Origin of the sequence: Shinella sp. CPCC 101442, assembly GCF_024704725.1 — a bacterium.
Taxonomy (GTDB): domain Bacteria; phylum Pseudomonadota; class Alphaproteobacteria; order Rhizobiales; family Rhizobiaceae; genus Shinella.
Genome location: NZ_JALIQS010000001.1, coordinates 57,611 through 71,082 on the forward strand (window position 1 = coordinate 57,611; position 13,472 = coordinate 71,082).

Annotated in this window: 12 protein-coding genes; 3 read left to right on the forward strand and 9 right to left on the reverse strand. The window is 63.1% G+C overall.

Annotated elements, in window-relative coordinates; genetic code table 11:
* Positions 1 to 78 precede the first annotated feature (78 nt).
* Complete coding sequence (locus MUO32_RS00295) at positions 79 to 336, reverse strand: complement resistance protein TraT (RefSeq protein WP_257946243.1); 258 nt, start codon at positions 334 to 336, stop codon at positions 79 to 81.
* 989 nt (positions 337 to 1,325) lie between these two features.
* On the opposite strand from MUO32_RS00295, the gene MUO32_RS00300 reads away from it, so the two are divergent.
* Positions 1,326 to 2,378: a helix-turn-helix domain-containing protein gene (locus MUO32_RS00300; RefSeq protein WP_257946244.1), complete on the forward strand. Its 1,053-nt coding sequence runs from the start codon at positions 1,326 to 1,328 to the stop codon at positions 2,376 to 2,378.
* 136 nt (positions 2,379 to 2,514) lie between these two features.
* Here the strand turns inward: MUO32_RS00300 and MUO32_RS00305 are convergent, their stop codons facing one another.
* The gene (locus tag MUO32_RS00305; RefSeq protein WP_257947132.1) at positions 2,515 to 3,180 is read right to left on the reverse strand and encodes a DUF1062 domain-containing protein; all 666 of its coding nucleotides are present in this window, start codon (positions 3,178 to 3,180) and stop codon (positions 2,515 to 2,517) included.
* Between the two features lie 440 nt (positions 3,181 to 3,620).
* Here MUO32_RS00305 and MUO32_RS00310 point away from each other — a divergent pair, with 440 nt between their 5' ends.
* Positions 3,621 to 4,361: a response regulator gene (locus tag MUO32_RS00310; RefSeq protein WP_257946245.1), complete on the forward strand. Its 741-nt coding sequence runs from the start codon at positions 3,621 to 3,623 to the stop codon at positions 4,359 to 4,361.
* 54 nt (positions 4,362 to 4,415) lie between these two features.
* Here MUO32_RS00310 and MUO32_RS00315 read toward each other — a convergent pair whose 3' ends face one another.
* The 5 genes from MUO32_RS00315 to MUO32_RS00335 form a co-directional block, all read right to left on the reverse strand.
* Positions 4,416 to 4,844: a globin family protein gene (locus MUO32_RS00315; protein WP_257946246.1), complete on the reverse strand. Its 429-nt coding sequence runs from the start codon at positions 4,842 to 4,844 to the stop codon at positions 4,416 to 4,418.
* An 82-nt stretch (positions 4,845 to 4,926) separates the two neighbouring features.
* Positions 4,927 to 6,495, reverse strand: a complete 1,569-nt coding sequence (locus tag MUO32_RS00320; RefSeq protein WP_257946247.1) for a hybrid sensor histidine kinase/response regulator — start codon at positions 6,493 to 6,495, stop codon at positions 4,927 to 4,929.
* A gap of 132 nt (positions 6,496 to 6,627) precedes the next feature.
* Positions 6,628 to 6,981, reverse strand: a complete 354-nt coding sequence (locus MUO32_RS00325; protein WP_257946248.1) for a hypothetical protein — start codon at positions 6,979 to 6,981, stop codon at positions 6,628 to 6,630.
* A gap of 143 nt (positions 6,982 to 7,124) precedes the next feature.
* The gene (locus MUO32_RS00330) at positions 7,125 to 9,350 is read right to left on the reverse strand and encodes a methyl-accepting chemotaxis protein (RefSeq protein ID WP_257946249.1); all 2,226 of its coding nucleotides are present in this window, start codon (positions 9,348 to 9,350) and stop codon (positions 7,125 to 7,127) included.
* A gap of 180 nt (positions 9,351 to 9,530) precedes the next feature.
* Positions 9,531 to 10,721 carry a diguanylate cyclase gene (locus MUO32_RS00335; protein WP_257946250.1) on the reverse strand — a complete coding sequence of 397 codons (1,191 nt, stop codon included), beginning with the start codon at positions 10,719 to 10,721 and terminating at the stop codon, positions 9,531 to 9,533.
* 209 nt (positions 10,722 to 10,930) lie between these two features.
* Here MUO32_RS00335 and MUO32_RS00340 point away from each other — a divergent pair, with 209 nt between their 5' ends.
* On the forward strand, positions 10,931 to 11,698 hold the full coding sequence (locus MUO32_RS00340; protein WP_257946251.1) for an SDR family NAD(P)-dependent oxidoreductase: 768 nt from the start codon (positions 10,931 to 10,933) through the stop codon (positions 11,696 to 11,698).
* Between the two features lie 44 nt (positions 11,699 to 11,742).
* On the opposite strand, the gene MUO32_RS00345 is transcribed toward MUO32_RS00340, so the two are convergent.
* Positions 11,743 to 12,447 (reverse strand): SDR family oxidoreductase, encoded by a 705-nt coding sequence (locus tag MUO32_RS00345; RefSeq protein WP_257946252.1) that lies wholly within the window; start codon positions 12,445 to 12,447, stop codon positions 11,743 to 11,745.
* A gap of 114 nt (positions 12,448 to 12,561) precedes the next feature.
* A complete protein-coding gene (gene gcvA / locus MUO32_RS00350; protein WP_257946253.1) occupies positions 12,562 to 13,464 on the reverse strand; it encodes a transcriptional regulator GcvA in 903 nt (300 codons plus the stop codon).
* Between the last annotated feature and the right edge of the window lie 8 nt (positions 13,465 to 13,472).

Below are 13,472 nucleotides of genomic sequence, written 5' to 3' on the forward strand. Positions count from 1 at the left end.
GAATGCTGCCGCCGACGCGATTCTGAAGGGCTTCGCTCGCAAAAGGCTAGACGTTATGCGCTATCGGTCGGCGGTACATCAGCAACGAACGCGGACGCGATGACCCCACCGGTCCCGTGCCCAGCACTCGCGAGGATTGGTGGCCACGCCGACCATTGCGCCCGTAGCACCACCGATTGCGGTGCCGACCAAAGCGCCACGGCGTCCATTGGCAATGCCGCCGATAACGGCGCCGGTCGCGGCACCGGCGACGGTCGTTCCCGCCACGCGCTGTTCGTTCGAGGTACAGCTTGCGACAAGCATGGCGCAGACCACAGCAACAGCGACTTTTTTCATTTTCTTTCTCCGAAACAAACTCTTTCCCCCTTGCGGGATCGCAGCATTGCGACGAAGCATTTTTGCAAATATCGTTCGGAGTACAATCAGTCGCATGTCCCAAACCCATGCGCTGCGTCTCTAATCCGACGTTGCAGCCAGAGCCCCACCCCAAAAATCAACGATATTTCCAAAGTTTGCGCATGGCCGGCGAGTAGTCACGCGCCCGAGCGGCTTGTGCGCGAGGCAGCATGAAATAAGCCCGGGAAACAGAAGTTGGGAGGCCTTGCTCCCCTCCCCGCTATCGTTACTTCCATGCGGTGCAGATTATTTGATCCTCCTTCAATGCAATGTCACTCAGATGAGACAACGCAATCTCTCCAGTTTCCTCATCGCCGCAACACTCTCCCTTTGCAGCGAAAAGCTGGAAGAGGCGCAGCATCCGATCGATGCAAGGCTCGCGCCCCGGTAGTGATACCGGCAAAACCTCGGCATTTCCCGTTTGCGCCTCTATCGGATTTTTGAGCCCGCTGGAGGGGCTCAAACTAAATTTGCCGCGAACGCCAGCTCAAAACGCGTGATGCGCTCACCGGCAGTGCGGATGAACGCTCCGTCTCGCATAGTGCTGAAAGCACGGGGGTTGCCAATCCGTCGGCCAATAGCCGCCTGTTCAAGCAGCAAGAGGATGCAGCACCCATAATTGGGACCGGCTGCATATGTTCAAATCCCATGGTGAGATTAGACTCACAGCGATCATTCGATACAGGTGTTCCAGTTTCACACCATTTGTTCTTGGCTTGAATGCATTTTACCCAGAGGTGGAAAGGTTGGCTTCAATGACGTCTGGCCGGTTCCATAGCGGTGACAGAGGGCGCTTTTAGCGCGGCGCCACGGGATCAGGAGTTGATCATGAACGCGGGAATAGACAGGACACTCCGCCTCATCGATCCCCATCTTCTGATCAGCAATTTCCTCGGCCAATCGCCAGAGGCCACACGATAGGGATGGCCATGCAGCAAGAAACTCAAACCGCCGCGGGCAACGCCGAACAGATCCCTCTAAAGTGCGCCATCGACCTCGACACGTCCTTGGCGCCACCGGCTGAACAGTTCGATTTTTACCGAACCTGGAACGCCGGTGTTGTGGACATTACGCTCCTGCGGAACAAATTCAAAACTTTTGCCGCCCGCCAGCGGATCTGGCAGCTCGGCAATTTAACGCTGCTATCGCTGGATTGTCGCGGCAACGGCTATCGACGGCGCTGGAGCAGCAAGAAGAACCCCGTTTTCGACCACTGGGTGCTGAGCGTCCCGTTCAGGCTTGCCTCGGACGGAGGATCCTTGCAGGCCAAAAAACTACGCTGGCAGTGCCTTGGCGCGCCGCATGAAGACCAGGCCGAGGACGATGGCGTCCTTTCGCTTTTCCTTCCACGGGATTTTGCATTCTCGCAGCCTTTCGATCTCACCATCCGCCCGGAGATGGCGACCTTCATTTCCGACTACGTCCAGCTCCTCTATCGCTCGCTTCCCGATCGAACGGAGCGCGATGCCGAGTATATCGCCATTGCGACGATCAATCTGATTGCCGCATGCATAGTCCCGTCCCGCAATCACATTTTCGAAGCGGAAGGGCCGATCAATGCCGTGATCATGGCGCGCGCCAACAAGCTCATCGCCACACAACTCGCCGATCACGATCTCTCGCCGGAAAAACTATGCCGAGACCTGAACGTCTCGCGATCCAGGCTCTACCGGATTTTCGAGCCCTCGGGCGGCATCTCCAACACCATCCGGCGTCAACGTCTGCTGCGCACCAGAGACATCCTCGCCGACGAGACGGACAGGCGCACCATCTCGGCGATCGCCGAGGAGTGGGGTTTCCTCGACGCATCGACATACAGCCGGACGTTCCGGCGCGAATTCGGCATGACCCCGAAGGAGGCTCGAGAGGCTGGCTGGCTGGGGATCAGACGACCCCGAATTCGGCCGGAGGGTGTGCACGGCAACACCTCCCCCTCCCTGCACTCTCTTTTGACGAACAGCTATCTCTCGGGACAATCGTAGGATTGCAACAGGAGCGGCCTGAAACAGTCCCCCCTGCTCGCCGACAGCGCCATCCGGCATTCTGCCGGGCTGAAGCGTATCCCGGCGCTCGTAGTGCAGGGGTGGACGCCAGGCGACCACCCCTGCATGCTACGGCCTATCCGGTCTCGATGCCACATGCCGCCGATATCAGGGCCTCGCACTCCGGCAACCCCTCGACCGCGAAGCGCACCACGCAGCCATCCGATGCCGGCCGCCGCAAGGCATCCTTGCGCTCAGGATGAAAGCCGACCTTTCCGGCGGCTTCAAGCGCCTGAAGACGGGAACGGGAGATTGCGAGTTCGTTCGCCAGCAACCGATCGAGCCGGAGTTGGCTCGGCATGGGCACCGAGAAAACGATCTCCAAACTGTTTCCACCCGCATTCCCCCCAAGCACGGCCTTATGCACCGTGCTGTCTGGAAAGGTCTCGATGTGCGACACCTTCCGCCGCAGGGCATCGAGATCGAAGGCGTGCCGGCGCGCCCATTGCGCGTCGTTGGATTGCAGAGCCTGCAATGTCGCCGGGTCGATCTCCCGGATGTTGCGGCGCTCGAAGAGCGTGCGGTTCCAGGTCTTGTCGCACTGGGTGCATTTGTAGATCAGCCAGGCGTCGAGCTTCTTGCCATTTGCATTGAGCCGAAGCCGGTCGCTCGACCTGAAGGGTCTTGGACCACCGCAGGTGCTGCACGGGAGAATGGGCTGCGGCGCCCGGGAGGGAACGATGGTCCAGCGGACCATGAGGAAATGATGCATGTCGTCTTGGTCTTCCGAAAGGAAGTTCACCAAGAGACGGTCGTGAGAGCCCGTTGCGGGCGCGGTGTGGCGATGTTTCGAGGGCGGAAGAGCTGAGACAGCCGTAAACGGCTGCGCATGGCACAGGTCGACAATGCCAGACCGGTCTCAGACCATCACCCGATGGACAAGGCACGGACCAGCATGGCAAGCGCCATCCTGCTCCATGGGGCGAAAGGGGTGAGACCGGTGTTTACGACGGCAAAACGGAACCTCTGGGTGCCAAAGCTCTTCGCGCCCAGCTTTAGCAAACGCTCGCGCGCATGAACAGGGGATCAAATCCTGCCGGCGAAACCAACGCGCGGCACGAACGCCACTTTTGGAAAAAATTGGTTGGATTCGTCCTGTCCGGCCAGTGATCGGCCGCGACAGGCGCCATTCTTCGCGCTATGTTCAACTAGAGGAAGAACAGACGACACCGGGCCACACTCTTGAACGAACATGCCGTTTTACCCCACGTCATCGTCACCGATGACGACGAGGACCTGCGGGAGATGGTCTCGGACTATCTTGCCGGTCAGGGATTTTCCGTGCGCGGCGTCGCAAGCGGCGCGGCTCTCGATGCCGCCCTCTGCGAGCGGCCGGCCGATCTCCTGATCATCGATCTGAACCTGCCGGCCGAGGACGGGTTTTCCATTGCCCGGCGTATCCGGGCCGGGTCCGCCGTTCCCATCATCATGCTCACCGGCGCCTCCGATGTGGTGGACCGGGTCGTGGGGCTGGAAATGGGCGCGGACGACTACGTGACCAAACCCTTCGACCTGCGCGAACTCAAGGCGCGCATCCGCGCCGTGCTGCGCCGCGGGGCGACCCAACCGGCCGAGCCAGCCGCCCCGCCCGCCCCCGTGGCGGGCAAAGGCCTCGTTGCCTTCGGCCGGGCGCATCTCGACCTTGAAGGCCACTGCCTCATCCTCGAGGGTGGAACGCGCGAGACGCTGACGGCCATGGAGTTCGACCTGCTGCGCGTGTTGGCCCAACACCCCAACCGCGTGCTGAGCCGCGACCGACTGCTCGATCTTGCCCACAACCGCGACAACGAGCCCTTCGACCGCTCGATCGATGTCCGCATCACGCGCCTGCGCAAGAAAATCGAAGCCGACCCCGCCAAGCCGGCGACCATCAAGACCATCCGCGGCGTCGGCTACATGTTCGTCACCAATCGCGGCACCTAGAGCGTTTGCCGGCCATTCCGAACACGGCCGCTGCACACGTTCGCCGGAACAGCTTCAAGCCGGCACCGCCTCGGGCTCATAGGCCGCGCGCATCATCACGCCGGCGACGAGCTGGTACGTGTCGGTCCAGGCGTTGCGGACCTCGGCGGTGAACCGCTCCCCGAAGGAAAGCGACAGGGTCTCGATCAGCGCCTTGCCCACCGTCTCATAGTGGCCGCGCTCGACGCCATAAGTGACGTGTTTCACCGCAAGGCCTTCCAGCACGGGCACGAGCGCATCGAGCTTGCGCAGCGAATTGACAGCGAGTGCCAGCGCCGCCATCAGCTTGCGGCCCTGCGCGGACATGTCGGACGCCGTGAAAAGCCGGCGCAACGACGGGTCGTTGACGAAGAGCCGTTCGTAAAACAGCGCGGCGGCGGCATCCTGAGAGGCCCTCACCTCGGCGAATGTGGTTTCAAGCAATGCGATCTTGCGGTCATCCATGACACGGGCTCCAGCGGTTGTTCGATGGTGCCACGCTAGACGATGGCCGTTTCCCGCCTCGATCCGGCATGTTTCAACTGTTTCAGCACGGTGTCGTCAGATCCTCGAGGAAAGCTTCGATATCGCCGGGCGTAAACGGTTTCTCGATCATCGGGCAGCCGGACCGGGCAAGGAAGCGACCGGCGAGCGGCCCGAGCGTGTCCCCCGTCACGAAGCCGATCCGTCCGGCCAGCGCCGGATAGCTCTCCTGAAGCCAGTCGTAGAGACCGGGGCCATCGCCGGCGGGCATACGGATATCGCAAAGGATCGCATCGAACTTGCCGCCTCGCGCGTCAATTCTGCCCCGCGCCTCGTTCCCGCCATGCGTGACGGTGACGGCATAGCCGAGGCGCCCGGCGATCTCCGCCAGGAGTTCGGCGATCGCCGCGTCGTCATCGACCACCAGCAGGTGCCGGTCGGGGGTCGGTCGATCCACCTTCGCTGTCGGCCGGGCGCTCTCCGCCTCGCTCGGCTGTACCGCTTCACAGGGGAGCCGGATGATGAAGCGCGCACCTCCGCCCGGCGCATCGGCGAGCGTCAGGCTGCCGCCATGGGCTTCGACGAGGCCTTTCGACACTGCAAGGCCAATGCCGGTGCCAGCCCCTTGCGGCTTGGTGGTGAAGAAGGGATCGAAGATGCGGCTGCGGATCGCCTCCGGCACGCCGGGGCCGTTGTCATCGACGGTGAGCGAAACCGCACCCGCCGCCCGATCGACGGCAATACCGACGGTGATCTTTCGCTCCGCACCGCCCGCCTGCTCCAGCGCCTGCTGGGCATTGACGAGCAGGTTCAGCACGACCTGATGGATCTGGCTGGAATCGAGGGCAAGCATCGGCAGGTCCTCCGCCCAGCGGCGCTCGACGGTGATGCCGGCCGCGCCCATCGTATAGCCAAGAAGTTCGACAGCCTCGTTCACCACCGTCTCCAGCCGCGTCGGCGTGCGCTCCGCCTCGCGCTGCCGCGCCATGTCTAGGAAGCTGCGCACGATGCGCGCGCAGCGATCCGCCGCCGTCGAGATGCGGTCGCAGCGCCGAACGAGACCGTTCCAGTCGGCAACGGCCCGCTCCTCCATCGCCTCGCGCATCATCAACGCCTGCCCGGTGATGATCGACAGCGGATTGTTGAGCTCATGGGCTACGCCTGCGAGAAGCGATCCGAGTGCCGCCAGCTTTTCCTTCTGGTGGAGCGCGTTGCGCTGCTCGCGGATTTCCGCTTCGGCACGTCGTGCCGCCCGCAGGTCGCGGATATGGGCCGCAAACAGCCGCCGGCCACCGAGCGTGACGTCCGTGATGGCAAGCTCGATAGGGATCAGTTCGCCCGTCGAAAGCATGGCCGGCAATTCCAGCCGCTTGCCGAGCATGCGGCTCGTCCCCGTCGCGAGATAGGTGGCAAGACCATTGTCATGCGCGGAGCGGTGTTCAGGCGGAATGATCAGGTCGGCGATGGGCGCGCCGATGACCGCATTCCTCTCATAGCCGAAGATTGCTTCCGCCGCCGGGTTGAAATCGACCACCCGCCCTTCGCCGTCGATGACGACGATGCCATCGAGCGCGCTCCGAACAACCGCCGCATGATAGGCTTCGAGTTCGCGGAACTCGGACGGTGTGTTCATGCGCAGTCCTTCCGGGAAACCGGGCACCCCCGGAAGAACGGAGGGCCGCAGGATGATGGCGGGGCCGCGGAAGACTAGCCGGCAAGTGTTTCGCTTGTGTTTCAGCCGCCGAACGGAAGGCGCAGGCGGGGCTTACTGCAACGGCACCACGCGCAACGGCGTGGTGTAAGGCTCGACCCGAAGATTGCCCTGCGCCTGCACGCTGATCTTCGCCAGAGGCGCCTGCTCCAGTTCGCCGTCCGTCGCTTTGCGCACGGCATAGCGCCAGACGGTAAGCGTGCCATGATCGTGCAGCACCTTCCCGATGGCCCCGACGTCCGCGCCGAGCGCAGCGTCCTCCGATGTCAGCGCCGCGACGATCTCCCCGTCCTCGCTGACGAAGCTGAAAAGCTTCGTCCCGTCCGCCGCAAAGGCGGGCACGGCAAGGCTGAGGGCAATGCCCGTCACGAGGGCCCTGGCAAAGACACGTCGAATGGCTGCACACATCGGATGATCCTCTCCTTGATCTGCCGACACCTTGCCAGACGACGGTTTCACCCGTTCGTGCGCTGTGTTTCAGCCAGGTTTCAAGGATCGAGGGTTATCCCGCGAGCGCGATGACCGCGCCCGCAGGATAAGGCGGGTTGACCTCAGGCGGCAGCGCGTCGGTGCTGCACCGCGCCGCCATCGCCGACGGAGAAGCGCATCACCATGTCGCGCAGGCTATGCGCCTCGTCGTTGAGGAGGTTCGCGGCGGCGGTGGTTTCTTCCACCATCGCAGCGTTCTGCTGCGTCACCTGATCCATATTGTTGACGGCGACGTTGATTTCCTGAAGCCCGGACGACTGCTCGCGCGACGAGGCGGAGATGTCCTGGATCAGTTTGTTGACGGACAGGATCTGCTCGGCGATGCGCGTCAGTGCCCCGCCGGTTTCGCCGACGAGCGAAACACCTTCCTGAACCTGCGCGCTGGAGGCCGAGATCAACGCCTTGATTTCCTTGGCGGCCTGGGCTGAGCGCTGGGCAAGCTCGCGCACTTCCTGCGCCACCACGGCAAAACCCTTGCCGGCTTCCCCGGCGCGGGCGGCTTCGACTCCGGCGTTCAGCGCCAGAAGGTTGGTCTGGAAGGCGATCTCGTCGATCACGCCGATGATCTGGCTGACCTTTTTCGAGGAATCCTCGATGCCCTCCATCGCGGTGATCGCCTTGCGAACGACGGCGTTGGAGCGGTCGGCATCCGAACAGGCGGCGTTGACCTTCGTCGCGGCCTCGCCGGCATTGCGGGTGCTGGTGTGCATCTGCTCGGCGATCTCGTTCATGGCGGCCGCCGTTTCCTCCAGGCTTGCGGCCTGCTGCTCCGTACGGCGCGAAAGATTGTCCGAGCTGCGGCTGATCTCGCCGATGCCGGCATTCAGCGAGTGGACGGTCTGGTTGAGCTGCAAAATGGTGCGTTCGAGGCTGTCCATCGTGTCGTTGAAATTGTCGCGCAGCCCTACATAGGACGGCGGGAACGCCTCGGTGATGCGGCTGGTGAGATCTCCACGCGAGAGATTGGCGAGGCCGCGACCGAGAGCTTCGACGACCTTGCGCTGTTCTTCGGCGGCGCGGGTGCGCTCGGCCTCGGCCTGGCGCCGTTCGTTTTCGCCCAGCTGGCGCTGCTCGACATTGGCGGCTTCCAGACGATGGCCGTCGGCGAGGCGATGGCGGAAGGCTTCGAGAGCGACGGCAACCTTGCCGATTTCGTCGCTGCGCTCCTGGCCGGCGACCGGCTGTTCCAGCTGCCCTTCGGACATGCGCGCGACATCGCCGAGCAGCGAGGCCATGGGCCGCTGCACGAAGGCACGCACGGCCAGCAGCAGCGAGCCGATGACGGCCGCCAGGATGAACATGCCGCCGATCACGAGAATCTTCGTCTGTTCGTTGACGACGGAGGACACCGCCGCGACCGGCACATCGACCGCCACGGCCCAGCGGGCATTGAGACCCGGCAGATCGAACGGATAGACGACGCGGTAGACCGAGCCGCCGTCACTGCCGGCAACATCGTGCAGCGTCACGGTCTTGCCCTCGCCGAGGGCCGCCTTCACCTGATCGGTGCCTTCGGCGGCATATTCCTTCATCACCTGCGACGCATCCGGCGCTGCCAGCCATTTGCCGGTGCCCGAGAGCAGGTAGACGCGCCCCTCCCCGAAGGGACGTTCCGCCTTCAGCGATTCGGCCAGCGAACCGAGGGCGACGTCGAGGCCGGTGACGGCGGCCAGACGCCCGTCGACGATGACGGGCTGGGTGACGGTCATCATCAGGAGGTTGTTGGCCGACGGCTCTTCATAGGGTTCTGTCGCAGCGCCCTTCTTGCTCGCGGCGGCGAGGCGGTAGTATTCGGCGTTGCGATCGACGGTGGGCCGCAGCAGCTCCATGCCGCTGGCGCCACGGACCCAGTAGGGCGTGAAGACACCGTCCGCATTGGTGCCCTGTGCCGCATCGTCCTTCGGCCCGAGCGTGCCGTCGAGCCCCTGCTCCGTATCGACGATCCACGCGCCGAAGACGAGGTCGAATTTTTCGACCTGCGCCGGCAGCATCGTCGTGATCATGGCCCGGTCGAGCTTGCCTGCCGCAATGCCGCGCTCGATGATACCCGCGAGACTGCGCGTGGCGCCGGAGAGTGCGTCTATCTTGCCGCTCATTGCCTGCGCCGTCGCCTCGGCCTCGGCTTCCGCCTGCTTGAGCGTGATGGCCACGGTGCGTTCGCGCACTTGAAGAATGACGACGAGGAAGGTCAACGCCAGAACGCAGGCAATCGCGACAGCACTCACGGAGAGCAGCTTGACGGCCAGTGAACGGGATGATTTCGGACGCGCAGCAGAGGTTGAGGCCATGGGGTCGGTCCTGTTTCGCCGCGATACCGGCGATGGTTGCAATTGGATGCCCCGACGCTGCGGTATTTAACTTAATAAGTAATAAAGCCTTTATGGAAAATCACGCTATGCGGCCGTTCGCATGGCTTTGCCGGTGGAATTTTTCGCAAATTCCAAAAGCGCGATGGTTGTATCCGGTCGTCAGGCCGCAGCCCAATCATCCCGGATGGGTGCAACCAGGCCCGAGGCAAGTGCGACCGTATTTCGGCCGCTGCGCTTGGCCTCGTAAAGAGCGGCATCCGCGTCCTGCAGGAGGCGCTCCAGCGCGACCTCGGCCGGAGAGACCAGCGCGACGCCCAGGCTGACCGTCACGCAACTATCGTCCAGGCCTTTATGGGGAATGGCGAGGGCCTCGATCGCCTTGCGAATGCGCTCGGCCTGCGCAAGCGCCTGCAGGGATGACTGGCCGGCCGAAAGCACCAATATCTCCTCACCGCCGAAGCGAAACACATGGGCGCCCTTGTCCGCAGTGCCGTGAATGCACTGCGAGATGGCACGGATGCAGGCGTCGCCTTCGATATGGCCATGCACATCGTTGAAACGCTTGAAGTGATCGATATCGAGCAGGATCGCCGCGACGCTGGTCGGGGCGCCATTCCAAACCGCATCGCGGACGCGGGAAAGCGAGCGGCGGTTGAGCAGGCCGCTCAGTTCGTCGAGGTCGGCATTGTGCTCCAGTTGCTGGTAAAGCAGGCTTCCACGCAGTTGGTTGAGGAAATTCTGCCGGTCCTTCTGCTCCAGAAAATAGGCGCTCACTGCCAGGAAAATGGACAGCGTCACGTAGAAGGTGACGATGCCGGAGTAGGTGACGGCATCGAAGGCGCCGGTGAGCGATGTCGTGGTGAAATGCGAGGCGCACATCAGCACGAGACCGACGAGGATGGCGGGAAAGCGCGGCCGCAGCGCGATGACGAAGAACAGGAAGGCGGCGGAATTGCCGTTCTGGTAGACGAACAGATAGGGGCTTTCGCTGCCGATGGCGACGGCCATCGGCAGCGTGACGCCGAGCACGGCTATGGCGACCGAAAGCCCGTCATAAAGGGCCGCATCCGGCCAGCGGCGCACCGCGAGGATGCAGGCGATGACGAAGGGCGTGAAGATGAAGAAACGCACCGTGACGAGGCCGGAAAAGACATCCGCCATCATGGTTCGGTCGCCGAAATAGACGAGATCGTAGATCAACGTGCCGATGATGCCCCAGATCACGGCGAGCCGCACCCGCTCGGCGGCATAGTCCTTGCGGAAATACGCCTCGATTTCGGGGGAAAAGCGCAGGAAGCGGAAACCCCGCGCCCTCTGGCGCTCCACCTGGTCCAGCGTCACGACGGTCATCGTCGAAGTCCCCGTATGCGGAATAATTGCCTGACGTTAGGCAAGAATACTGAACAAGTGCCTAAAGTTGCAAGGTATGCTTTGCCGAACCGGATGCTTTCGCGCCTGCCCATTGACTCCAGCGTCGAGAAGACGACGAATTTGCCGATGCAAATCCCGGCGGGTTTCGAAAGACCCGCCCCATCCGTAACCTGGAGGAACGTGCGGCGATGGCGGACAGACTTGAGAAAAAAACGGCAATCATTTCCGGTGGTGCGACGGGCATGGGCGGGGCAGCCTCGCGCCTCTTCGCCAGGGAGGGCGCACGCGTCGCAATCGTCGACTACAATCTGGCGGCAGCGGAGGAGACCGCCGCCGACATTCGCGCAAACGGCGGCGATGCACAGGCCTTCATGGCCGACGTCTCCGACGAAACTGCTGTCATCGCCGCTATCAAGGCGGCCGAGGACCACTATGGCGCGGCCAATGTGCTGTTCAATCATGCGGGGTCGATCATCGTAAAACCCTTCCTCGAAACGACGCTTGAGGAATGGGAACGGCTGACGGCGATCAATGTGCGCTCGATGTTCCTCGTTACACGCGCCGTGCTGCCGGGCATGATCGCGGCCGGCGGCGGCTCCATCGTCTGCACGTCGTCGATTTCGGCCGTGGCCGCGACACCGATGGAGGTGCTCTACGGCACGACGAAGGGTGCGGTGCATATGTTTGCCCGTGCCATCGCCGTCGAGTTCCGCGACCGCAACATCCGCTGCAACGCCATCTGCCCCGGTTTCGTGCGCACGCCGCACGGCAACCGTGAAATCGAAGCGTTGAACCGCTATGGCGTGGATGTCTCGGATGCCGCGCTCGCCGCGCAGCAGGGCCGCATCGGCGAGCCCGAGGATATCGCGCGCGCGGCACTTTATCTTGCCAGCGACGAATCGGAATTCGTCAGCGGCACCCATCTCTTCGTTGATAACGGGTTTACAGCCATCTGATGCGAGCAACGGCGCTTGCGGGCGCCGTTGCTCCGGCCACCTCGTCAGATGGCGCGCGTAATGCCGCCGTCGACGCGGATGTTCTGGCCGGTGATATAGGCCGCGCCGTCGGAGGCGAGGAAGGAAATCGTCGCGGCGATTTCCTGGCTCGTGCCATAACGCTTCATCGGCACGCCATCGCGCCGCTCTTCCGTCGCCGGCAGGCTGTCGATCCAGCCGGGCAGCACGTTGTTCATGCGGATATTGTCGGCCGCATAGGTGTCGGCGAAAATCTTGGTGAAAGAGGCAAGGCCCGCCCGGGCGACCGCAGAGGTCGGGAACATCGCGCTCGGTTCGAAGGCCCAGGCGGTGGAGATGTTGATGATGACGCCCGACTTCTGTTTCTGCATGATCGGCGTCACAAGGCGTGTCGGGCGCACGGCGTTGAGGAAATAGACGTCGATGCCGACGTGCCAATCCTCATCCGTGAGATCGAGAATCTGCTTGCGCGGCCCGTGGCCGGCGCTGTTGACCAGGGCATCCACCCGGCCCCAGCGCTCCATCGCGCCATCGACAAGACGCTGCAGGTCGTCGTTCGACTGGTTCGAGCCGGTGATGCCGAAACCGCCGAATTCGGCGGCCAGCGCCTCGCCCTTGCCGGAGGAGGACAGCACGCCGATCTTGAAACCATCCGCAGCCAGCCGTCTGGCCGCCTCAGCCCCCATGCCGCTGCCGCCGGCGGTGATCAATGCGACCTTCTGTTCTGTCATCGGAATGTCCTTTCGCTCTCTGATTGCTTGCCGCCATTCTGGCACGGCGGCCCCTTGCGCGACCAAACAAAAATGCGCGCATCATCCTGTAGAAAATCTATCGAATGCTGGTCTTCAGCCCTTGAACTTCGCGCTTTCCCGCAAAAGCCAGCCACGCACCGCTTCGACAGAAGCGGCGTGGCGCGGTTTTCGCGGTGCGACGATGTAAAAATCGCCTCCCACCCGCAACTCCGTTTCGAACAGCCGCATGAGGCGGCCCGCGGCAATATCCTCTTCGATGAAGAAGCTGCTGGCGAGCGCCAACCCCTGCCCGCCAATCGCCGCCTCCAGGGCAAGCGACGTCTGGTTGAACCGGATGTTCTTCGCCGCCATGACGGGCGCCGTCTTGCCCATGGCGTGCTCGAGGAACTGCGGCCAGAAATTATGCGCATCGTGCAGCAGCGCATAGGCTGCAAGATTGTCCGCTATTTCAGGCCTTCCCAGCTTGTCGATGAGAAGCGGACTGCCGAGCGCGACGACGATGTGCTCGAAGAGCAGATCCGCCTGAAGGCCAGGGCCGAACGATGGCCGACCGTAGCGCACGGCGAGGTCGACGGCATCGGTCTGGAAATTGGCGATCCGGTCGGTCGCGAGGATGCGCAGGTCGATTTCGGGGTGCACAGCCGTGAAATCCGGCAGGCGCGGGATCAGCCATTTCGAGGCGAATGTCGGCGTGACGCTGATGGTCAGGTGCTGCGGCTCGGGCCGCAGTGTCTCCGTGGCCTCCGAAATCAACTCGAAGGCGCGGCGGATGCTGCCGACATAGCTGCGCCCCGCTTCGGTGATCGCCAAGGCCCGCGGATGGCGCTCGAACAGCTTGAGGCCAAGCTCGGCCTCGAGCCCGCGGATCTGTTGCGCCACCGCCCCCTGGGTGACGCCAAGCTCTTCCGCCGCCAGCCGAAAATTCAGATGCCGCGCCACGACTTCGAAGACACGCACACCATTGAGGGAAGGCAATTTTCCGATGCGGTCGGCCATGGATGCTT

What these genes read in the sequence shown, in the direction of transcription:
- MUO32_RS00295 (WP_257946243.1), bottom strand. Translation starts at nt 336, where the DNA reads ATGAAAAAAGTCGCTGTTGCTGTGGTCTGCGCCATGCTTGTCGCAAGC.
- MUO32_RS00300 (WP_257946244.1), top strand. Translation starts at nt 1,326, where the DNA reads ATGCAGCAAGAAACTCAAACCGCCGCGGGCAACGCCGAACAGATCCCT.
- MUO32_RS00315 (WP_257946246.1), bottom strand. Translation starts at nt 4,844, where the DNA reads ATGGATGACCGCAAGATCGCATTGCTTGAAACCACATTCGCCGAGGTG.
- MUO32_RS00320 (WP_257946247.1), bottom strand. Translation starts at nt 6,495, where the DNA reads ATGAACACACCGTCCGAGTTCCGCGAACTCGAAGCCTATCATGCGGCG.
- MUO32_RS00325 (WP_257946248.1), bottom strand. Translation starts at nt 6,981, where the DNA reads ATGTGTGCAGCCATTCGACGTGTCTTTGCCAGGGCCCTCGTGACGGGC.
- MUO32_RS00330 (WP_257946249.1), bottom strand. Translation starts at nt 9,350, where the DNA reads ATGGCCTCAACCTCTGCTGCGCGTCCGAAATCATCCCGTTCACTGGCC.
- MUO32_RS00335 (WP_257946250.1), bottom strand. Translation starts at nt 10,721, where the DNA reads ATGACCGTCGTGACGCTGGACCAGGTGGAGCGCCAGAGGGCGCGGGGT.
- MUO32_RS00340 (WP_257946251.1), top strand. Translation starts at nt 10,931, where the DNA reads ATGGCGGACAGACTTGAGAAAAAAACGGCAATCATTTCCGGTGGTGCG.
- MUO32_RS00345 (WP_257946252.1), bottom strand. Translation starts at nt 12,447, where the DNA reads ATGACAGAACAGAAGGTCGCATTGATCACCGCCGGCGGCAGCGGCATG.
- gcvA (WP_257946253.1), bottom strand. Translation starts at nt 13,464, where the DNA reads ATGGCCGACCGCATCGGAAAATTGCCTTCCCTCAATGGTGTGCGTGTC.